This is a genomic window from Pseudomonas sp. BIGb0381 (genome assembly GCF_024809815.1).
Classification (GTDB): domain Bacteria; phylum Pseudomonadota; class Gammaproteobacteria; order Pseudomonadales; family Pseudomonadaceae; genus Aquipseudomonas.
This window is the reverse complement of the sequence record NZ_JANUEN010000001.1, coordinates 846,495-867,387: the sequence shown is the minus strand read 5'-3', so window position 1 is coordinate 867,387 and position 20,893 is coordinate 846,495. Positions and strand designations below refer to the sequence as shown.

Sequence of the window (20,893 nt, the reverse complement as noted above, 5' to 3'; positions counted from 1 at the left end):
CAGGTTAGTAGACCGGCGAATCAACGAAACCGGCGCGCCCGAAGACGCCCTGCGTGCAGCCACCATAAGAGCAGCTGTACACCGTTGATCGTATCGGGCTACTAAACCCGACCGCTGATGGGCAGCGGCTGACGAACCTTAAAGAGGTCGTCCAAGGCGCACAACTCGGACGAGTCTGATCGTTGTGTAGGCAATGCCGCAAGGTTCAGACCCATGCTCGAAGCGTGAAGAAATCGAAGCTTTTGGCAACAAATAGCCGCTGAAGAACGTTTGAATTCAACCTGCCACTCACATCATTGTCCATGGCCCCACCCCACCAGAACTGCATACGCAGGTTTGATCATGACTCAGCCATTGACCGCTTTCGATCTTGTTGACCTGCTCGACAGCGAGGAAGCCACCCACGCCAACGGCAACGTCACACCCAACATCCCCGCCAACACCATCACCGCCACCGGCACGCCCAGCGCATCCCCCACGCCACCAAACACCACCGGCGCCAACGCGCCACCCCCAATGGTGCCGGTGTAGAACAGCGCAAACGCCTGCTCGCGCTTGCCCGCGCCGGCAAGGTCGGGCACGGCGCCGTACAGCACCGAGGAGGTGCCATTCAGTACCAGCCCCAACAGCGGCAGCATCACCATCAACCCGCTGAGCGTCAGGTACACCGCCGCGACGATCAGCAGTGCGGTGCTGGTTTCCGTGATCCACACGGTCTTCATCATGCCGATGCGTGCGCCGAGGTAGCCGCAGAACAGTTTGCCGAAGGCGCCGCCGATGAACAGCAGGGTCAGCGCAAGACCGATGCCGGCGGTACCGGTAGGCAACACCCGCCAGCGCAGTGCCGCCCACCAGCATCAGCGTGCGGCCCCAGCGTCTGGCAGCGCGACTGGCCAGCAATTGGAACACGGCCATCATCCCGGAATAGGCGCCACGTAACAGGCCGATCTGGGCGTAGGACAAGGCGAACTGAGCCTGCCAGACAGGCAGCAAAACATAGATCACATCAGTGAGCCCATCGTGCACGGCATGGGCGCTGCAACCGGCGAACAGGGCGCGACGGCGAGTTTTTAATTCGGACGAAGGCACAGCGACGGTGTCGTTTATGGTGCAGAAATCAGCTCAGGTTTAAGGGGCTTCCAGCCGGTCAAGGCGATCAACAAGGTCAGCAGCTGGAAACCGATGATCAGCACCACGCAACCGGCCCAGCCCCAGCGTTCCCAGATCAGCGCCGGGACAATGGCGCCGCCACTGCCGCCCAGGTAATAACAGGTGAGATAAACACCGACAGCGCCCGTCTTGTTATTGCGCGCGGTGGCGCTGATAAACGCATTGGCGGCGGCTTGGGCGAGGAATACGCCGGTGGAACTGAGCGCCAGGCCGACTACGATGCACCACAGGGACGGCACCAAGGTCAACGCCGAACCGCTGACGCCCAGCACGGCGGCGACACTCAGCAGTTCGGCATGGGGGCGGGCTTTGCTGAGGCGCCCGGCGATGGGGATCACGATCAACGCCAACAGGAACACCATGTACAACGTCCCCAAGGCCGCAGGCCCAAGGTTGAACGGCGGCAGGCCCAAGTACAAACCTGCGTAGGTAAACGCCGCGACTTGCGAGAACAGCACGCAGAAACCTACGGCGTAAGCTGCCAACAGCGGCCGGCGAAATACACCTGACGAAGAGGCTTTAACTTGCACGGTCCGTGGGCGGTTGGCCGGTAACAGAAACTGGATAAACCCGCCGACCATCAAGCTCAGTACCGCGAGCAATTCAAAGGCTTCGCGCCAGCCCACATATTCGGTCATCACCCCGGTGACGAAGCGCCCGGCGAACCCGCCCAACACGGTGCCCGCGACGTAGAGACTCGTGACCTCAGTGACCGTGCCACCGCTCCAGCGGTCGCCGATGTAAGCCACGCTGGTGGCAAACACCACCGGGATCAACATGCCTTCGACACAGCGCCACACCAGCACTTCGGCAAAGCTGTCGGCATAAGCGGTCATCAATGCCGGCAGCGCCAGCAGTAACGCCGCCACGACGATCACGCTGCGTTGCTCGAAGCGCCTGGTCAGGCGACTGACGAACGGGGCAGTGATCGCCACCGCCAGGGTGGTGACGGTGATGCTCCAACCCGCATCCTTGGCACTGATATGAAAGTGCGCGGCAAACGTCTGGAGAATGCTTTGGGTCGCATAGAGGTTGAGAAACGCCGCGCAGCCACACAGGAACAGGGCAAGGCGGGCACAATGCAGGCGCGGTTTCATGAAACCTCTCGTTTTATTTTGAAAGGTCTTTATAGAATGGCCGGCGGGTCTTAAACCAATACCGAATTCCGACCGATTGATACCCAAGGATCAGGATGCTCGACCTACGCAAGCTGCGTTACTTTCTGACGGTCGCCGAAGAATTGCACTTCGGTCGCGCCGCCCTGCGCCTGCACCTCGCCCAACCGCCTTTGACCCGGCAGATTTCAGCGCTGGAGGCAGACTTGGGTTTCAAGCTGTTCGATCGCACCAGCCGCACCGTAACGCTCACCGCCCAGGGCCGCTCGTTCCTGCCCTACGCACGTGGCGTGTTGGAACAGGTGGAGTTGGCTCAGGTGATTGCCGGTAAGTTGGCAGCAGGGACAGCGGGTCAACTGGCCTTGGGCTACGTCAGCTCGATTGCCCTGTCGGACCTGTTCAGCCAGTCGATCCAGGCTTTCGCCCAGCGCTTTCCCGATGTGCAACTGACCCTGGTGGAATGCGCCTCCGGCAGCCTCGGAGCACAGGTCGCCGACGGGCGGCTGGATATCGGCTTGAGCCGGCTGTTGCCGCAAAACGACAAGGTGCACGCGCTGTCATTGGGCGAGGAACGCCTTGTGGCCGCAGTGTCGAGTGACAGCCCCCTGGCTGACCAGGCCGGTATCAGCCTGGCGCAGCTCGGTGCCTATCCTTTGATTCTGTTTCCAGCGGATTACGGCTCGGGGCTGAACCAGTCCATCGAGCAGCTTTACCGCCACCATGGCGTGCCATTGCATGCCGGACCGACCGGACGGCAGATCACCTCGATCATTGCGCTGGTGGCCGCCGGGCAAGGGGTGGCCCTGGTGCCAGCCTGTACGCAGAGTTTGATGAACAAGGGCGTAACTTATCGGCCTTTGGTGGAGGCGGATGCGTGTGCGCGGTTGTTGGTGTTGACCCGTAGAGAGGAACCGAATTTGTCAGTGCAAGCCTTTATAGCGCTCATTGATGAGGTTGCGCGCGCTCGATAACGCTCAGTCTTCAACTACCGGTTCATACACCACTATCGGAAAGTTCGCTCAACACTAGTTCCCCCCAGGGTTATTGCCATGATTGAACCCAAAGAACACGCATCCACACCCGTACTGCGCCAAGTACTCGGCTGGGTGTTGGTGTTGCCACTGCTGGTCGCACTGGTGCGGCTTCCGTATCCCTGGGGCCTGGGGCTGGCACTCGGATCGATCGTCGCGTCCGTCTACGGCGTAGGGTTTGCCAGGCGCCATGCCAGCCGAGGCGTGACCGTATTCGCTGCAATCGTCACGCTGTTCAATCTGATTTCCCTGGTCACAATCGGGGAGGCCTCAGTGATCATGGGGCTCTACCGGATTTCCTGGTTCTACTGGTATCCGTACTATTCCAACTGGGTTTATTGGAATTTCCAGTAGGTCCAGTGAGAATTCAAGCGCAAGAAACGTAGTTTCCAGTCCGGCGGATGGCATTACCGTAGGCCTGTAGCGTTTAACAACTGCCCTTCGAGGAGCCCGCTCATGCCCTACGAATACAAGCTCATGTCCTCCCCCGTCGGTGAACTCACCCTGGTGGCACGCGATGGCAAGCTCAGCGCCATCCTGTGGGAAGTGGAACGCGCCAACCGAGTGCGCCTGGGTGAGTTGCACGAAGCCAACGAGAGCCCGGTGCTGTTGGAAACCGAGCGCCAGTTGAAGGAGTATTTCGCCGGTAGTCGCCATACATTCGATTTGGAGCTGGATTTCGCCGGTACCGATTTTCAGAAGCAGGTCTGGCAGGCGCTGCTGACCATTCCTTTTGGCGAAACCCGCAGCTACAGCCAGATCGCCCAGCAGATCGGCAACCCGAAAGCCGTCCGTGCCGTGGGCGCTGCCAATGGGCGCAACCCTATCTCGATCATTGCACCGTGCCATCGGGTTATCGGCGCTTCGGGCACCTTGACCGGATTTGCCGGAGGGCTTGAAGCCAAGCAGTATCTGTTGACGCTTGAAGACCGCAGCCAGGTAAAAATGAGCGTCTGATCAGGCGACTGCAACCGGCCCCCGAATAAAAGACTGGTAGTCGAACAAACCTTCGAACCCCAACTTTCGATACACCGAGATTCCGTCCATGGTTGCCTCAAGAAAACATCGCCGGGCACCCAGGCTCGACGCGTGACGCAAGGCCGCTTGAATCAATCGCGTGGCGTAACCTTTGGTGCGAAAACCCACGAGCGTGCCGACATCGTTAAGCCGAGCTTCTCCATTACACAGGGATAAAGTCAACGAACACCTCACCTGCCCCTCGGTGGACAGGATGAAGTGGTGAAGCGATTGCCCCGTTTCCAGAGCACGCTGGTGCCGGGCCTGATAACGCGCAATGCCCTCGGGCGGCATCGAAAATGCGTTGCCAAGGGGAACGGCCCAATCGGCCAGGTTCCGAGTCAAGCTGATCTGCACAGAGCTGTCATCTGTAGATGAAACAAGGCTCGACAGATCGAGGACCATCGCAGTCGTCTTTTCGGCAGGCTGAAAGCCCATCCCCATGAGCGCCTCAGCGATCAGCCCGACCTTTTCCTCATGAATCACTACGCGCGTATCCAGAAAAATACGGCGAAGCAGGTCCATCGGCACCGCCATTGCGCCCCCCATCGGCGCGCTGCCGACTCGGATAAACAACAGGTTCCACGGGTCGAAATAGTCGTCGGTAAAGTAAGCGTTGATACAGGTGTTGTAGCGGCGATGCAGCGAGCAGGTTGCGGCGAAATAATGATCTTCGGTCTGGTGATAAAGCGCAGGCAGGTCGCAGGCGGTGTCAGCGTGCATGGGATTTTCCGTATAAAACCCCAGTCTTGCGCCCGTCGTTGCAAAACGCCGTAGGCCCACTCCCAAGAACCCTGCAGAAAAACGCACAGCGTTGTTCACATCCCAAGTTGTAAAAAGAAATTTCAGAGCGTGCCTGCGGTCAGTATTTTCATCACTCACCTTAAGGAAAACGGTCATGAAATTCTCCGCAGTCTCACAATCCTTGTCCCGTTGGGCAGGCAGTGCCCGGACGTTCTATGCGGCCGTCGCGTTGATTTTCCTGTGGAGCTTGAGCGGGCCGTACTTCCACTACAACGACACCTGGCAGTTGATCATCAACACCTCGACCACCATCATCACCTTCCTCATGGTGTTCCTGATCCAGAACACGCAAAACCGCGATAACGACATCCTGCACATCAAGATCGATGAACTGCTGCGCGTCTCCAAGGATGCGCAGAACGCCGTGCTGAGCCTGGATGGCCTGGACCGCAAGGAACTGGAAAAACTGCGCCAGGAATACCGCAGCATTGGCAACACCGGCACCGTGAGCCTGAACAGCAGTTGCGGCCATGCGGCCGACGATGCGGCCCCGAACAAGACCGACCTGAACCAGGCGTAAAAAAACGGCGGTTGGATAGGATCCAACCGCCGTTTTTCATATCAAGTGAAGGTCTCAACCGTCGCCTTGATGGCCTTTACCGTAGGTCGACGCCAGGGCCCGGGCCTTTTGCAGACGCTCTTCCAGTTTAGGCAGCGTCTCATCCACCAGTGCTTTGATTTCCGGCACATCCGAGGCCGCACCTTCGCGCTTGAACAGGGCAATGGCATCTTCGTTTTCCTTCACTTGCTGCGCGGTGTAGGCCGCGTCGAAGGAATCGCCGTCCTTGAGTTCGGGCATCAGGGTTTCGGCCTTGTCGATGATCTTCTCCCGTGGAGCCACGGGCAGGTCGAGCTTCTTGGCGATCGCCGCCAAGTGCTGGTTGGCCAGGGTGCGCTCGTTGATCACCTCGATGGTGTAGTCCTTGATTTCCTGGGACGAGGTTTTGGCGTGGGCCATGCGACTGGTTTCGATATCGGCCATGCCTTTGGCCGAAGCCTGCTCGATGAATTCAGCAGGCGACTGGGCGAAAGCATTGCTGGCGCCGAGGCCCAGCAGCATCGCGAAACTGGCGGTGCGTAACCGGATAGCCATGCGGCTCATGATGGGTTCCTCCAGGGCAAAAATAGGTGCGGGGAAATACACCCCGCCCTGAATTCGAATTTTCCGGGCGGCAAAGGTTTAGAAAAAACTTGCCCGTGCGACGAACGGTCGTGGCCCGTCAGGCCGGTTTGCTGCCGAACAGGCCTGGCAACGCATGGGCCAGGGCATTGATGGCAAAGCCGATAAACATCACGCCGCAGAGCTTGGTGATAAGGATTTCATGGCGCTGATACACCGTGCGCACCCGCTGGGCACCGACCACGCCGATCAGGATCGCGTAGGCCAACAGGCCACCGACGAAGCTCAGGAAGATCAACGCCGGCAGCATCGACCAGGTCAGCAATTCGGCACGGCTGGACAGCAATGCAGTAAATGTCGCCACGGCCACCGGATACGCCTTGGGGTTGGTCAAGCCGAACACAATGCCGTGCCAGAACGGGTGCCGCGCCGCACCCTGGGGGGCATCACTGCTGCGACGCTGGGTGCGAATCGCGCGCCAGCCGAGCCAGAACAGGTACAGGCCACTGAGCACGCCGAGCACATCGAACGCGCTGCTGCCGACTTCCCGCGCGCCCACAATCGCGACCAACGCCGTACTGCACCACAGCACATCGCCGAGCAAGTGCCCGCACAGAAACCCCGCCCCGGCACGACGGCCTCGGGCAGCGCCGATACCAAACACCGCCAATACCCCGGGGCCAGGCGTAATACCGTAGATAAAACCCGAAGCGAGGACGGCGAGCAGCAAGGAGGGGGTCATGGGCGCGACTCTGACAAAGCGTGGGAAGGTGGACGGATTCTGCACGTTCCTGCGCTATGGGTAAAACCTCATTCCCGCATAGGGGCTGTCGCGGCAAGCCAACAGGCGCGAAGCCAGGTCGCCCACATGGGCTTCGAGCTTATGGCCGTCGGGATCGAGGAAATAGAACGAAGCGCCTTCGCTGCGATTGTCGCGCCACTCTTGCACCTCGGCGGCGCGCAGACGCGAGACCAGCGCAGCGAAATCACTCGCTCCGACAGTGAACCCATAGTGGGTGTAATCGGCCGCCGGCTGCGAGTCGCGCAGCGGATCAAGCGACAGGCATAGCCATAGGCCCGGCAATGACAAATAGGCGCCGGTGTCCCACGTGGCGTCGAGCTTGAGTTGCAACAACTCATGGTAAAAGCCGACGCTGCGACTCAAGTCGGTGACGGCCAGGGTCAAGTGGTTGAAGCCTGAGAACATATTTTTTTCCTGTTATCTGCAGCCCTCGGACAACATACCCTGCACCTGCCCAATCAACCACTGCAACCCCGAATCCCCGCCCCGTCGCGCATGCCATGCCAGCTCAAAGGTAAACGACGGGATATGAAACGGCGGCGCCACGGCGACCAGATGCGGGTGATCAATATTCAGCAAGCCTCGCGACGATACGGTGAGAATCAAGTCCGTGCCCTCAATCAACTGCGGCGCCACCCCCCAGTGCGGCAGGCTGATCGCCACATGCCGTCGTTCACGAATCGCTGTCAGCGCCCGTTCGATTTCCGGCGCGCCGCTGCCGCGCATTTCCAGCAGTACGTGGGGACGCGACAGATACGTGGGCAGGTCGAGCACACCGTTGTGCGACAGGCTGTTGCGGTCTAGCAGGCAGGTGTAATGCTCTTCGAACAACGGCGCAGTGCGCAGCTCGGCGGGCATGTCGGGGAAGACACCGGCTGCCAGGTCGAGATCACCATTGAGCACACCGTCGACCATGCCTTCGCGGCTGGCCTGGATGATTTGCAGGTCGATACCGGGCGCCTCACGCCGCAGGACTCGGACCAGACCCGGCAGGAAAATCGCCGCACTGTAGTCCGACATCGCCACGCGAAACCGGCGCTTGGCCGATGCCTGGTCAAAGCGATTCGGCGCCAGCAGCGCCTGCACCTGGGCCAGGGCTTCAGCCAATGGCGCCGCCAACTCCAGGGCACGGGCCGTGGGCACTAATGTGCCGCCCTGACGCACCAGCAGCGGGTCACTCAACATATCGCGCAAGCGCGCAAGTGCATGGCTGACCGCGGGCTGGCTGAGGTGCAAACGTTCGGCGGCGCGGGTGACGTGTTGCTCGCTGAGCAAGGCGTCGAGGATCACCAGCAGGTTGAGATCAATGCGGCGCAGATCATTCATCAGCTGCATGCTCGTCATAATAATATGGAATTTAAATTTGCGTGACGAATAGCTTAGAGTCCAGAAAAACCTCTGGGAGATTCGACATGACGACGTTGCATTGGGCAGGTTTATTGCTCCTGGCGGTGATCGCAGGAGCGGTGGTGCCGTTTCAAAGTGCGATCAACGCCAACCTCGGGCGCGGTCTTGGGCACCCGCTGTGGGCCACCCTGGCGTCGCTGCTGGTGAGCATTACCGTGCTGCTGCCGGTGATCGTGGCGCTGCGCTTGCCGCTGCCCAGCCTCACGTTCATCACCAAGGCGCCCCTGTGGATGTGGGCCGGTGGTGCGTTTGGTGTGTGCTTTATCGCGTTGGCGTTGATGCTGCTGCCCAAGCTGGGCGCTTCGGGGTTTATCGCCCTGGCCATGGCCGGGCAGATTCTTGCGTCGCTGCTACTGGATCACTTCGGCCTGTTTGGCTTGGCGGAGCGCCCCCTGACAACGCCCCGAATCCTTGGCGCGTTGTTGTTGATGGGCGGCGTGGCGTTGATTCAGCTCAGCGCCACACCGGCCCGTGCGCTGACAACCGCAGGCTGATCAAGCCTTGTCGAGGGTGCGCAGCTTTTGCGGCAGGCCCCACAGCAGCAGCGCCGCCGCCAACAACGCACACACGCCTATCACATAGAGCGCCGGGGTGGTGCTGCCGGTGAGGTCCTTGATCCGTCCCACCATCACCGGGCTGACAATGCCACCGAACTGCCCGAGGGTGTTGATCACCGCAATCCCGCCCGCCGCGCCTGCGCCGGCACCGGCCAGCAACTTGGGTGGCAGGGTCCAGAAGGTCGGGATCGAAGCGATGATGCCGGCGCCCAACATCCCCAGGGCAATGATCAGGAAGGTGGTGTGGTCGGCAAAGATCCCGGCACTGAAGAAGCCCACCGCGCCCAGCACCACCAGCCCGCAGACAAACTTTCGGCGCTCGCCGGTCGCGTCCGACAGCCGCCCGATTACCACCATGCTGATCGCGCCGCACACATAGGGAATCGCCGTGAGCAGGCCGATCATCACCGGGCTTTGGGTGCCGGCGCTGCGGATCAGTTGCGGCGCCCAGAAGTTGAGGCCGTAAGACGCCACCTGGATCAGGAAGTAGATAAACCCGAGCATCAAAAAGCCGGGAATGCGGATCGCCGACAGCAACGAGCCGCCATGTGTGTTCGGCTCATGCTGGGCAATACGGCTCGACAGCAGGGTTTTCTCCGCCGGCGTCAGCCAGTGCGCATCTTCGATACGGTCCTTGAGCAGCGTCAGCACCAGGAAGCCCAAGCCGATGCAGGGCAAGCCGCCGAGCAGGAACAGCCAGTGCCAGCCGCGCATCTGCAGCACGCCGTCGAGGTGTTCCAGCACCAGGCCGGAGAACGGTGCGCCGACCAAACCTGCAAAGGCAGACGCCAGGAACAGCATCGAGGTAATGCGCCCGCGGAAGTGCTGCGGGAACCACAACGTCAGGTAATACAGCACACCGGGCGCGAAGCCCGCCTCCATCGCGCCGATGATGAAACGCAGGCCATAGAACTGCCATTCGGCCGTGACAAACACCATGGCCGCCGTGGCCAGGCCCCACGACATCATGATCCGCGCGATCCAGCGCCGCGCGCCGACCTTGTACAGCATCATGTTGCTTGGCACTTCAAAGATCACATACCCCACCACAAACAACCCCGCGCCCAGGCCGTAGGCGGTGTCGCTCAGGCTGAGGTCGGCTTGCAGCTGGAACTTGGCAAAGCTGATGTTGATGCGGTCAAAAAACGCGAACAGGTAACACACCATGATCAGCGGCATCAGGCGCCAGGCGACCTTGCTGACCAGGGCTTTTTCGGCATCGATTTCAGCGGCCGGGCGCGCGCCGACCTCTAACGTATTAGTGCTCATGCTTTCTCTCCAGCGGACTGCTCACAGGCGTCCGATTGTTTTTGTTGTCTGGTATGGCGTTACAAGGCGGCGACGTAGTCCGGCGGCGGATGCAGGTCGCAATTGCGCCCGGCCTTGGCTACCTGGCCGGGCAATTCATGGCCCAGCAGGGCCGGCAAGCGGCGGGACAGGTTCAGCAGGTGCGGCAGGTCGATACCGGTGGGAATGCCGACCTCTTCACACAGGTTGACCAGATCTTCGGTGCAGATATTGCCCGACGCCCCCGGCGCAAACGGGCACCCACCCAGGCCCCCCAGCGCTGCATCAAAGCGTCGGGCTCCAGCTTCGTAGGCGGCCAGCACGTTGCACAGGCCCAGGCCGCGGGTGTTATGAAAATGCAGGGTCAGGTCGCTGGCAGGCACGCGTTGCAGCACGCGCTTGACCAGGCGTTCCACCTGGCGCGGGTTGGCCATGCCGGTGGTGTCGGCGAGGCTGATGCCCTGGATGCCCAGGTGCAGATACGCGTCGACCAGTTGCAGCACGCGGTCTTCATCGATCTTGCCTTCGAACGGGCAGCCAAAGGTGGTGGCGATGCTGCCGTTGAGGCGTACCGGGTGCCCGGCGGCAAAGCTGACGATATCGCCGAATGCCGCCAACGACGCCTCGCACCGCATGCGCATATTCGCCAGGTTGTGGGTCTGGCTGGCCGACATCACCAGGTTCAGTTCGTCGGCGCGCGACTCGACGGCACGCTGGGCGCCCTTAAGGTTAGGGATCAGCGCAACGTAGATCACACCGGCTTTACGCTCGATGCCCTGGAACACGTGTTCGCCATCGCGCAATGCAGGGATGGCCTTGGGCGACACGAAAGAACCGGCTTCGATCCGCGAAAAACCGGCCAGGGAAAGCTGGTCGATCAGGGCGATCTTGTCAGCGGTTTCGACCCAGGTCGGTTCGATTTGCAGGCCATCGCGCGGGGATACTTCCTGCACGATCAGCGGGTCGGAATAGTCAGTGATCATTGCACCACTCCCGAGGTTTTCAGGCGTTGGATGTCGGCAACGGTAAGGCCCAGGCTGCCGAGGATGTCATCGGTGTGCTGGCCCAGGCTCGGGCCCTGCCAGTTTACGGCGCCGGGGGTTTCCGAGAGCTTGGGCACGATGCCGGGCATCTTCACCGACACACCGCCAGGCAGCTCGGCATTGAGCAACATGTCGCGCGCCTGGTAGTGCGGGTCGCTGACGATATCGGCCGCGGAGTAGATGCGCCCGGCCGGTACTTCGGCGGCTTCCAGGGCGCTGAGCACCTGCTCGATAGGCAGGCTGCTGGTCCAGTGGGTGATGGCGGCATCAAGCAAACCGCTTTTCGCCGCACGGCCATCGTTGTGGGCGAATTCGGCGGCTTCGGCCAGGTCGGCACGGCCGATGGTGGTCATCAAACGCTTGTAGATTGGGTCGCTGTTGCCGGCGATCACCACATAGGCACCGTCGGCAGTCAGGTAGGTATTCGAGGGGGCGATGCCGGGCAAGGCGCCGCCGCTGCGCTCACGCACGTGGCCTAGCATGTCGTATTCGGGCACCAGGCTTTCCATCAGGTTGAACACGCTTTCCGCCAGGGACACATCGACAATCTGCCCGTCGCCCTGGCCGGTCTTGACCCGCAGCAACGACATCAGCGCGCCGATCACACCATGCAACGACGCGAGGGAGTCGCCGAGGCTCACGCCGACCCGCGCCGGGGGCGAATCGGGGTTGCCGGTGGTGTAGCGAATCCCGCCCATGGCTTCGCCGATGGCACCGAAACCAGGGCGGTCGCGGTAAGGGCCGGTCTGGCCGTAGCCGGAGATACGCACCAGGGTCAGTTTGGGGTTGAGCGTGTGCAGTACGTCCCAGCCCAGGCCGAGTTTTTCCAGGCCACCGGGGCGCAGGTTTTCGATCAGCACATCGGCATCGCCGAGCAGTTGCTTGATCAGGCTCAGGCCTTCAGCGGACTTGAGGTCCAGGGCCAGGGATTTCTTGTTGCGTGATTGCAGGTACCACCACAGCGAGGTGCCTTCATGCAGCTTTCGCCATTTACGAAGCGGATCGCCCTGCCCCAAGGCTTCGATCTTGATCACCTCGGCGCCGAACTCGGCCATCAGCCGGGCGGCGAACGGCGCCGCAATCAGCGTGCCGATCTCGATCACCTTGATACCGCTCAAGGGAGCCGTCATGGGGTGTACCTCTTATTCTTGGAATGTGAGCCCAAGGCTAGAGGACAGGGGCAGGAAAAATCCAACCGTCAGTTGGCAAGGAGCGTTCGCTAAATGCGAACGCTCAGATGATCGAACAACAGCCGACTCACTGGCGACAACTGCGCCTCATCGCGCACCACCAGGATCAAACTGCGGTCCGACCAGGCATCGGTCAGCGGCACGGCATGCAGGCCCAGGGCACGGCCAAACAATTCATAGGCCTTCAACGGCAGGATGCCGATGCCCATGTTCGCCTGGACCATCCGGCACATCGCATCAAAGCCCGGCACATGAATACGCAGACGCAGCATCTTGCCGGCCTCGCGCGCGGCGGCGTGGCTGCGCATGTTGATCGAGCTGGCGGCGTGCAGGCCAACGTAGTCACTGTCCAGGGTCTCGACGAAGGCCAGGCTTTCGCGCGGCGCCAACGGGTGATCCGCCGGCATCAACACCACCAGTTTGTCGTGGCGATAGGTCACCCTGGGCAGGCCTTTGGTGTCGGTATCACTGGAGCAGATCCCCAGGTCCGCCACCCCATCCAGCACGCCTTGCACCACGCCGTTGCTGGGGCGCTCTTCAAGGTCGGTTTTCACTTCGGGATGCAGCTCGGAAAAATCCCGCAAGTCTTCTGGAAGAAACTGAATAATCGCCGAAAGATTGGCCAGCATCCGCACGTAACCGCGCACGCCGTGGCTGTGCTCGCCGAGCTCCAGGCCCATTTTTTCCACGTTGAACAGCATCTGCCTGGCATGGTGCAGCAGGGTTTCGCCAGCGGCGGTGAGGTCCATGCCCTTGGCGCGCCGTACGAACAGGCTCACACCCAGCACCTGCTCCAGTTCCATCAAGCGCTTGCTGGCTGCCGACACGGCGATGGCTTCGCGGGCGGCGGCACGGGTCAGGGTGCCCTCTTCGAACACCGCGACGAACAGTTGCAGGGTGATCAGATCGAGGCGACGCACCAGGCTCTTGTGCAACATCAGGCGCGCTCGGACGCCAGGCGATTGATCTCGGCCTGTTCCACCAGCGGTTGCGGCGCACCATGGCGCACCGCCGCGAGCATCGCCCGGCCGACGGTCTCGGTGCTCACCACCCAGCCCGGCTTGACCCGACGCGCCAACGACAGCACTGGCCCGAGCACGGAATAGAAGGCTTGATACAACGGCGTCTTCGAGCGCACACCGTGCAGCGGCTGGATGATCCCCGGCCGGAACAGATACACCGCCTTGAATGGCAGGCGCAGCAAGGCATTCTCGGTCTTGCCCTTGACCCGCGCCCACATCGACTTGCCCGCCTCGGAGCTGTCGGTACCGGCGCCGGACACGTAGATGAACGTCATCTGCGGATTAAGCCGCGCCAGGGTGCTGGCGGCCACGAGGGTCAGGTCATAAGTGAGATGGGTGTACCGGGTTTCATTCATGCCCGCCGAAGAGACACCGAGGCAGAAGAAACACGCATCAAACCCTTGCAGCAGGTTTTCCAGGGGGTGGAAATCCAGCATGTCGTTGTGCAACACCTGATGCAGCTTGCCGTGTTCCTGGGTCAGGGGCGTGCGGCCGACGGCGACGACTTCCTGTACGTCAGCGGCCAGCAGGCACTCGCGCAGGACGCCCTGGCCGACCATGCCGGTGGCACCGAATAACAGAACTCTCATCAAGTACTCCCTTCATCCATCTAGTTTCGACTACCCAAGAGACAGGTCCTTGAAGGCCATCGTCACATCCGGCCTGTATGCGGACACCTTACTCAATCCTGCGGGATACGACCTCAACAAAACGCGAACGCCCCCACTGCATTTATTTACCCAATCACAATCAAATGTTCCCTGAATCCGCTACGTTGGGTCATGCACATAAGAATCGGTCGGATGTCCATTGGGACTTACAAAATGTAGGACCTTACTCACAACAAAATATCCATTCGGAGTAGCTTGCATGGGAAATATCTGACTTACCCTATCAAAATTTTCCCTTTACTGTTTTTGCCTTCCCTAAGGACAGGTAAAAACAATGAAAAATACTCAATCAAAAAATCAATTCACAAATTACAAAAAACCAATTGATCTTGCCGACAGAGACTGGCACTCAGCACAGTCAGGCCGAACCTGCGAACTTAATGTAAAAGTCCAAAACAACAACCAACTTATTGATCAACATGGACGAAAACTCCATCACTTCTGCACGACGTCATATCTTGGCCTCGACTATCACCCAAACATACTAAAAGGGGCTATCCAGGGAATAAAAGAAGCCAAAACACTTCGCATTGCAAACTCAAAAAATCGATGCAAACTTGAAATACTCGAACGCTATGAAACAGAGCTATCAGGCCTTTTCAACTCAATCTGCCTCAGCACTTTGTCCTGTAGTGCGGCCAGTTCCGGACTCTTGCCCATGCTCGCCAGCGGCGTCTTTACCAATGACTCCCCACCCACTATGGTATTCGACAAACATTCCCACTATTCAATGAATCATATTAAAGCCTCGTGCGCAGATGAAACAGAAGTAAAAACCGCGCCTCACAATGACTCCCACGCCCTGTCAGCATTTGGAGATAAAGGGGCGGTTTTATCCGGCCGCGCTTGCAAGAGATAGACAATAAAACCTTAATCGTGGCCTCTCTAGGCAAATCATTTGGTGCCAGTGGAGGACTGATCATGTTCGGTAGCGAAAGACAGAAAAGTCTAATGTACCGATACGGCGGCCCCAGTAACTGGTCTCAAAGTCTGAACTCTGCCGCCATAGGAGCCGGGCTGGCGTCAATAAAAATACATCAAACAACCGAGCTATCCGTGCGTCAAGAACAGCTTCAAACCAACATCCGGTTATTCGACAGCCTTATCCACACTGAACAACAGGGTGCCCACACCGCAATACGATTGGTAACCTGCGGCGAGGCTGAAAAAGCGAACACACTCGCTATACGACTGGCTGACAGCGGATTTTTCACTTCTGCCGTATTTTTTCCTGTGGTGCCCAAGGGAAAAGCAGCATTACGTATAACTCTTCGGGCAGACATGAGCCCTAAGACAGTAGAGTTGTTTTGCTCAACACTGACAGCCTTAATAGAGGAACACAAAGACGCAAACTAAATTTCGCACCTACTATAACCAACCTCCACATAAGCACTCTTATTTCTCAGTGAGCATAAGCATCAATCATTGTTCGGATCTATACGGATGAATCGACTTACGATGACGTACGCAGAACTTAAGGCGCAGGATGCCTCCCCTTGAAAAAAACCACCAGTCTCGCCCTCGCTTGCTGCGCCGCCTTCCTCGCCCAAGTCGGCATTAGCAGCTATTTGCCCGCTGTACCGGTCATCGCCCAGTCCCTGCTCGCCGCCGAAGACCACGTCGCACTGGCCCTGGCGGTGTACCTGGTAGGAATGGCGCTGCCGATGTTGCTCTGGGGCAGCCTGGGGGAGCGTTTTGGCAGAAAGCCGGTACTGCTGGGGGCGCTGGCAGTATATGCCTTGGCAAGCGCAGCGATTCCATCGGCCTTTAACGTCGAATCTTTTTTGTCATTACGGCTGATTCAGGGTTTGGGGGCGGGCGGAGTCTCGGTTATGGCCAGATTGTTGGTGAGAGACAGTTTCAGCGGGGCGCTTTTGGCCAGGGGGTTGTCGTGGCTGGGGATGACGTTTGTAATCGCCCTAGGTATCGGCCAGTTCATGGGGTCGCTGTTGCAGGCGGCCTTCGGCTGGAAGGCAATTTTCTATGGGTTGGCAATAAGTGCTGTCACGTTGATTGCTGTGTTGCAAAGGGTGGTGTTTCCGTCAGTGATAAAGGCTGATTCGCCAGACTCAGCCTGGCGGATCTACGCCACGATTGTGCGGCATCCCCCCTTTCTACACGCAGCATTGGCCGGTGGGCTGGGCTATGGGGTGATCATTGCATTCAACACCTGTGCACCGCTGATACTGCAAGGGCGTTTCGAGTGGAGCGCGGCGCAGTACGGCTGGCTGGGGTGGCCTATCAGCGGGGCCTATCTGGCGGGGGCGTTTATGGTTAATCGCTTCGTGGCCCGCATGGGGCGGTTGACGATGATGAGCTGGGGCGTGGGACTGGCGTTAACGGGAGCGGCGCTGATGCTGTTGGGCAGTGTGTTTGCCAGCGAGATCGCACTGTTGTTGTGGCTGCCCTATTGCCTGGCGATATTTGGGCAATCGATGAGTTACCCCATCAGTTTGTCACTTGCTAATGATCAGTCGCCGGTCGGCGGTTCCTATGCCATAGCCTTGAGCGGCTTTATGCATCAGTTGATGGTGGCGTTGATCGGCGGCGTAGCAAGCCTGCTGGTGAGTCAGCAGGCATGGCCATTGGCGCTCTTGTGCGTGGCGTTGGCTGGCGGCGCATTCACGTGTGCCGCCAGTTGCCGGACACATCAGAACGCGCTGCGAAAGATCTCCTCAATCTGACGCTGATCGGCGCGCCGTGGGTTGGTCAGCCCACATGCGTCCTTCAATGCATTGGTGGCCAGCAGCGGAATGTCCTGCAACTTGGCGCCCAGTTCGCGCAAGCCGGCGGGGATTTCAACGTCCTGGGACAGGCTGCGAATGGCGGCGATGGCGGCTTGGGCGCCCTCTTCGTCAGTGGTGCCCTTGGCGTCGACACCCATCGCGCGGCCGACGTCGCTCAAGCGCTTGGCACTGACGCTGGCGTTGAAGCTTTGCACATGGGGCAGCAGCACCGCGTTGCACACACCGTGAGGCAGGTCGTAGAGGCCGCCCAGTTGGTGGGCCATGGCATGCACGAAACCCAGGGACGCATTGTTGAACGCCATGCCCGCGAGGAACTGGGCATAGGCCATGTTTTCCCGCGCGACCTTGTCGCTGCCGTCGCGTACCGCCAGGCGCAGGTTGGCGCTGATCAGTTCGATGGCCTTGATCGCGCAGGCGTCGGTGATCGGGGTGGCCGCGGTGGACACGTAGGCTTCGATGGCGTGGGTCAGGGCGTCCATGCCGGTGGCGGCGGTGAGACCCTTGGGCATGCCGACCATCAGGCTCGGGTCGTTGACCGACAGCAGCGGCGTGACGTTGCGGTCGACGATGGCCATTTTCACGTGGCGGGTTTCGTCGGTGATGATGCAGAAACGGGTCATCTCGCTGGCGGTGCCGGCGGTGGTGTTGATCGCCACCAAGGGCATCTGCGGTTTGCTCGATTGGTCGACGCCCTCATAGTCGCCGATATGCCCACCGTTGGTGGCGCACAGGGCGATGCCCTTGGCACAGTCATGGGGCGAACCGCCGCCCAGGGACACCACGAAATCGCAGGCGCTCTGCTGCAGCAACGCCAGGCCTTTCTCGACGTTTTCCACATTGGGGTTGGGCTTGGCGCCGTCGTAGATCACTGAATCGATGTCCTGCATCGCCAGCTTCTCGGCGATCATGCTGGCCACGCCCGCCTTGGCCAGGCCGGCGTCGGTGACGATCAATGCTTTGCGAAAACCGTAGTTGCGAATGGCATTCATGGCTTCGTCGAGGCAGTCGGTGCCCATGATGTTGACGGGGGGAATGAAGAAGGTGCTGCTCATGGCGAATCCTCGGATGACGTTTATGCCTACAGCATCAACCTCACCTGCCTGCGGCACCTTGATCAGGATCAACACCCACTCGTGATAAAGTCGCCATCCAGCCGATTTCGAGTAGACCCGCCGCAATGAAGGATTTCCAGGATATTGACGCCCACCTTGAAGACTGGAGCGCCCTGCGCAGCAGCACCGCCTTCAGTGGGATTCTGATCGGCAATGGCGCGAGCCGCACGATTTGGGAAGACTTCGCCTACGACTCGCTGTTCGAAAACGCGCGCACCGTCGAAGAAAAACCCTTGGGCCAATCCGAACTCAGCGTGTTCGACGCCCTGCAAACCCGCAGCTTCGAGCACGCCCTGAGCGCGCTGAAAACCACCAGTCGGGTCAACAAGGCCCTGGCGGTCAGCTCGGCGGCGCCGCGCAATCGCTACTACGCGATCAAGGAAGCGCTGATCAATACCATCCACGCCGTGCACATTCCGTGGCGCCTGGTGCAGCCGTCGACGCTGGCGACGATCAACCGCGAACTGACGAACTACGCCAGCGTGTTCACCACCAATTACGACCTGCTCAACTATTGGGCGATCCTGCACACGCCGGGCATCGATGACCTGTTCCGCAGCGCCGACTCAAGCTTCGACCTGCGCAACACCCACACCGATGCCACGCGCATCCTCTACCTGCACGGCGGCCTGCACCTGGTGCGCAACCTTGACGGCACCGCGCGCAAATTGCCAAGCACCGACAGCACCTTGCTCAGCAGCTTTGCGATCAACAACACGATCAAGACCCTGGACGATGTGCCGCTGTTTATCAACGAAGGCAAGGTGGAAGAGAAGCTCAAGACCATCCGCAGCTCGGATTACCTGTCGTTCTGCTATGAGCAGTTACTGACCCATGAGGGCGCGCTGTGCATCTTTGGCCATGACCTGGGGCCGCAGGATAAACACGTGGTGGATGCAATTCGCCAGGCTCGGCCGACCACCCTGGCGATCTCGGTATCGGGCCGCAGCGAGGGGTTTATTCGCCAGCAGAAGCGGCGGTATTCGGAATTGTTTGAGGGCAGCGGTGTGGCGTTGAAGTTTTTTGCGGCGCGTACGCATCCGCTGGGTGATCCAGCACTCTCAGTACCCGTGGAACGCTGATCAAGCTCCCTCCCACATTTTAAATCGAGTACATCCTTTAAATAGAGACAAATAACAATGATTCTCGATAGTATTCACGACTTTTCCATGTCGTGCTTCGTCAAGAAGGATCTCCATGTCTCGTCCCAAGCCCGACCCGTTGTCGGCCGATGCCTTTCGCGGGTTCTATGCAGATATTCTGCATTTCCTGCGCAAACGCACGGACAACGCCAGCGACGCGGCGGACATGACCCAGGATGTCTTTACCCAGTGGCTGGACTACCGCGACCGGGCCAAGGTCGAGCAGCCACGGGCATTTCTGTTCCAGATGGCACGTAACCTGCTGCGTGATCACTGGCGCAAACAGAAGGTACGGCAGACCGTCCACCCAGATCAGGCCGGCAGGGACGCCGAACCGGTCAACGACGAGCAAAACGATCCCATGGCCGCCGCACAGCGCTTGCAACGCCTGGAACAGTTGAAAGAAGTCCTCGCCGAACTCTCGCCCCGCAGGCGAGAAGCCCTTATGCTGCACCGCTTCGAAGGCCTGAGCCAGGCGCAGATCGCCGAGCGCATGGGCATTTCGACGAGCATGGTGGAAAAGCACATCGCTTTTGCCCTGCTGCATTGCAAGCGACGCCTTCAAAACGACCCCGGCACGGAGCAGCCAGAATGAACCGCCTGAGCGACACCGATGACCTGGATATCGAAGCGAGAGATGCCATCGATGCCCAAGCCGCCAGCTGGTTTGCGCGCAACCATAACGACGCGGGCCGTGCCGACCGCAAGGCCTTTGCCGCCTGGCAGGCCACGCCCGCCCATGCCCGCGCCTATGCCGAATTCGAGCAGCTGTGGGCCGACCTGGCCCAACTGCAGCAACTGAACAAACCCGTGGCACTGCCCAAGCGCAAGCCGTCGGTGTGGCGCCCGGCCCTGGCCGTCGCCGCCGCCCTGCTATGCGCGGTATTGGCCAGCCATCTCGGCGCGCCCCGCGAGCTGTATCACAGCCAGGTGGCGGCCCATGCCAAGGGCATGCGCACCCTGAACCTGCCCGATGGCACCACCCTGTATGTGAATGCCAACACCCGCCTGCGCGTGGATTTCAGCGCCCACCAGCGCATCGTGCACCTGGACAAGGGCCAGGTGTATATCGAGGTGGCGGCCGACAAAGAGCGGCCGCTGTTCGTACAGGCGGGCGAGGCGAATGTGCGGGTGGTCGGCACTGGCTTCGATGTGCGCCGCAGCCAACAGCAACTGGTGGTCAGTGTCGCCCACGGCCAGGTCGCTTTCGAGCCGTCCGCCAAAAGCCCCGTTTCCCTGCTCGGCGCCCAGCAACGCGCCATCTACAGCTACGCCAAGGGCACAATGCAGCAGCAAACCCTCACGGCCGAAGAAGTGGCCGATTGGCGCAGCGGGCATTTGTCGTTCCGCAACCGTGAACTGGCCAGCCTGATCGATGAACTGAGCCTGTATCGCCCGCAGGCACCGTTGCAAGTCAGTAACGCGGTGGCGCACCTGAAAGTCTCGGGCAATCTGGATGTGAATGATCCCGACGCCCTGCTCAACGCCCTGCCCGCCCTGTTGCCAGTGAAAACCGTAGTCTCGGCCGATGGCATCGTGCGGATTGAACCGAGTAAATAACCCCCGAAAATCTTATTTGAGAATATTTAGCATTCGCAGGTGTGGATTTTTTTATCTGCCCCGTCTTCCTCCGGTCTGCATCTGATCAGCACACCT

21 protein-coding genes and 2 pseudogenes are annotated in these 20,893 nt (G+C 60.0%); 10 read left to right on the top strand and 13 right to left on the bottom strand.

The window, feature by feature from the left end; all coding sequences use genetic code 11:
- Positions 1–347: 347 nt before the first annotated feature.
- Both M2397_RS04095 and M2397_RS04090 read right to left on the bottom strand, forming a co-directional pair.
- A pseudogene (locus M2397_RS04095) lies at positions 348–1,107 on the bottom strand (MFS transporter).
- A complete protein-coding gene (locus M2397_RS04090; protein ID WP_259242332.1) occupies positions 1,104–2,267 on the bottom strand; it encodes an MFS transporter in 1,164 nt (387 codons plus the stop codon). The pseudogene M2397_RS04095 and the gene M2397_RS04090 overlap by 4 nt, the downstream one beginning before the upstream one ends.
- 95 nt (positions 2,268–2,362) lie before the next feature.
- On the opposite strand from M2397_RS04090, the gene M2397_RS04085 reads away from it, so the two are divergent.
- The 3 genes from M2397_RS04085 (at position 2,363) to M2397_RS04075 (ending at position 4,273) form a co-directional block, all read left to right on the top strand.
- The gene (locus M2397_RS04085) at positions 2,363–3,256 is read left to right on the top strand and encodes a LysR family transcriptional regulator (protein WP_131697141.1); all 894 of its coding nucleotides are present in this window, start codon (positions 2,363–2,365) and stop codon (positions 3,254–3,256) included.
- A gap of 78 nt (positions 3,257–3,334) precedes the next feature.
- Complete coding sequence (locus M2397_RS04080) at positions 3,335–3,670, top strand: hypothetical protein (RefSeq protein ID WP_259242331.1); 336 nt, start codon at positions 3,335–3,337, stop codon at positions 3,668–3,670.
- Positions 3,671–3,772: 102 nt separating this feature from the next.
- The gene (locus M2397_RS04075; RefSeq protein WP_145334924.1) at positions 3,773–4,273 is read left to right on the top strand and encodes a methylated-DNA--[protein]-cysteine S-methyltransferase; all 501 of its coding nucleotides are present in this window, start codon (positions 3,773–3,775) and stop codon (positions 4,271–4,273) included.
- On the opposite strand, the gene M2397_RS04070 is transcribed toward M2397_RS04075, so the two are convergent.
- Positions 4,274–5,233 (bottom strand): GNAT family N-acetyltransferase, encoded by a 960-nt coding sequence (locus M2397_RS04070; RefSeq protein ID WP_310521524.1) that lies wholly within the window; start codon positions 5,231–5,233, stop codon positions 4,274–4,276.
- Here M2397_RS04070 and M2397_RS04065 point away from each other — a divergent pair.
- Positions 5,232–5,657, top strand: coding sequence for a low affinity iron permease family protein (locus M2397_RS04065; RefSeq protein WP_027604355.1), 426 nt, complete (start codon positions 5,232–5,234; stop codon positions 5,655–5,657). The genes M2397_RS04070 and M2397_RS04065 overlap by 2 nt on opposite strands.
- A 54-nt stretch (positions 5,658–5,711) precedes the next feature.
- Here M2397_RS04065 and M2397_RS04060 read toward each other — a convergent pair whose 3' ends face one another.
- The 4 genes from M2397_RS04060 to M2397_RS04045 all read right to left on the bottom strand — a co-directional run bounded on the left by M2397_RS04060 (position 5,712) and on the right by M2397_RS04045 (position 8,394).
- Positions 5,712–6,239: a DUF4142 domain-containing protein gene (locus M2397_RS04060; protein WP_131697144.1), complete on the bottom strand. Its 528-nt coding sequence runs from the start codon at positions 6,237–6,239 to the stop codon at positions 5,712–5,714.
- A gap of 118 nt (positions 6,240–6,357) precedes the next feature.
- Entirely contained in the window at positions 6,358–6,999 is a 642-nt protein-coding gene (locus M2397_RS04055; RefSeq protein ID WP_131697145.1) for a LysE family translocator, read from the bottom strand.
- Between the two features lie 54 nt (positions 7,000–7,053).
- The gene (fos, locus tag M2397_RS04050) at positions 7,054–7,464 is read right to left on the bottom strand and encodes a fosfomycin resistance glutathione transferase (RefSeq protein WP_145334928.1); all 411 of its coding nucleotides are present in this window, start codon (positions 7,462–7,464) and stop codon (positions 7,054–7,056) included.
- A gap of 12 nt (positions 7,465–7,476) precedes the next feature.
- Positions 7,477–8,394, bottom strand: coding sequence for a LysR family transcriptional regulator (locus tag M2397_RS04045; protein WP_237683173.1), 918 nt, complete (start codon positions 8,392–8,394; stop codon positions 7,477–7,479).
- A gap of 77 nt (positions 8,395–8,471) precedes the next feature.
- On the opposite strand from M2397_RS04045, the gene M2397_RS04040 reads away from it, so the two are divergent.
- Positions 8,472–8,960 (top strand): DMT family transporter, encoded by a 489-nt coding sequence (locus M2397_RS04040; protein ID WP_259242328.1) that lies wholly within the window; start codon positions 8,472–8,474, stop codon positions 8,958–8,960.
- Here M2397_RS04040 and M2397_RS04035 read toward each other — a convergent pair whose 3' ends face one another.
- The 5 genes from M2397_RS04035 to M2397_RS04015 all read right to left on the bottom strand — a co-directional run bounded on the left by M2397_RS04035 (position 8,961) and on the right by M2397_RS04015 (position 14,155).
- Entirely contained in the window at positions 8,961–10,292 is a 1,332-nt protein-coding gene (locus M2397_RS04035; RefSeq protein ID WP_053136910.1) for an MFS transporter, read from the bottom strand.
- A gap of 59 nt (positions 10,293–10,351) precedes the next feature.
- The gene (locus M2397_RS04030) at positions 10,352–11,293 is read right to left on the bottom strand and encodes a hydroxymethylglutaryl-CoA lyase (protein ID WP_259242326.1); all 942 of its coding nucleotides are present in this window, start codon (positions 11,291–11,293) and stop codon (positions 10,352–10,354) included.
- The gene (locus M2397_RS04025) at positions 11,290–12,483 is read right to left on the bottom strand and encodes a CaiB/BaiF CoA-transferase family protein (protein WP_259242325.1); all 1,194 of its coding nucleotides are present in this window, start codon (positions 12,481–12,483) and stop codon (positions 11,290–11,292) included. Before M2397_RS04025 ends, M2397_RS04030 begins: the two co-directional genes overlap by 4 nt.
- Before the next feature lie 89 nt (positions 12,484–12,572).
- The gene (locus tag M2397_RS04020) at positions 12,573–13,481 is read right to left on the bottom strand and encodes a LysR family transcriptional regulator (protein WP_259242324.1); all 909 of its coding nucleotides are present in this window, start codon (positions 13,479–13,481) and stop codon (positions 12,573–12,575) included.
- Positions 13,481–14,155 (bottom strand): NAD(P)H-binding protein, encoded by a 675-nt coding sequence (locus M2397_RS04015; RefSeq protein WP_131697152.1) that lies wholly within the window; start codon positions 14,153–14,155, stop codon positions 13,481–13,483. The genes M2397_RS04020 and M2397_RS04015 overlap by 1 nt, the downstream gene beginning before the upstream one ends.
- A gap of 355 nt (positions 14,156–14,510) precedes the next feature.
- Here M2397_RS04015 and M2397_RS04010 point away from each other — a divergent pair.
- Positions 14,511–15,592: pseudogene (locus M2397_RS04010) on the top strand (aminotransferase class I/II-fold pyridoxal phosphate-dependent enzyme).
- A gap of 140 nt (positions 15,593–15,732) precedes the next feature.
- The gene (locus M2397_RS04005) at positions 15,733–16,920 is read left to right on the top strand and encodes an MFS transporter (RefSeq protein ID WP_184744390.1); all 1,188 of its coding nucleotides are present in this window, start codon (positions 15,733–15,735) and stop codon (positions 16,918–16,920) included.
- On the opposite strand, the gene yiaY is transcribed toward M2397_RS04005, so the two are convergent.
- Positions 16,887–18,035 (bottom strand): L-threonine dehydrogenase, encoded by a 1,149-nt coding sequence (gene yiaY, locus M2397_RS04000; RefSeq protein ID WP_184744391.1) that lies wholly within the window; start codon positions 18,033–18,035, stop codon positions 16,887–16,889. The two genes, M2397_RS04005 and yiaY, sit on opposite strands and share 34 nt — an antisense overlap.
- Positions 18,036–18,160: 125 nt before the next feature.
- Here yiaY and M2397_RS03995 point away from each other — a divergent pair, with 125 nt between their 5' ends.
- From M2397_RS03995 to M2397_RS03985, 3 genes are all read left to right on the top strand, one after another.
- Entirely contained in the window at positions 18,161–19,177 is a 1,017-nt protein-coding gene (locus M2397_RS03995; RefSeq protein WP_131697154.1) for a DUF4917 family protein, read from the top strand.
- 115 nt (positions 19,178–19,292) lie between these two features.
- Positions 19,293–19,832, top strand: a complete 540-nt coding sequence (locus M2397_RS03990) for an RNA polymerase sigma factor (RefSeq protein ID WP_167656525.1) — start codon at positions 19,293–19,295, stop codon at positions 19,830–19,832.
- The gene (locus M2397_RS03985; protein ID WP_131697156.1) at positions 19,829–20,797 is read left to right on the top strand and encodes a FecR domain-containing protein; all 969 of its coding nucleotides are present in this window, start codon (positions 19,829–19,831) and stop codon (positions 20,795–20,797) included. The genes M2397_RS03990 and M2397_RS03985 overlap by 4 nt, the downstream gene beginning before the upstream one ends.
- Positions 20,798–20,893 lie beyond the last annotated feature (96 nt).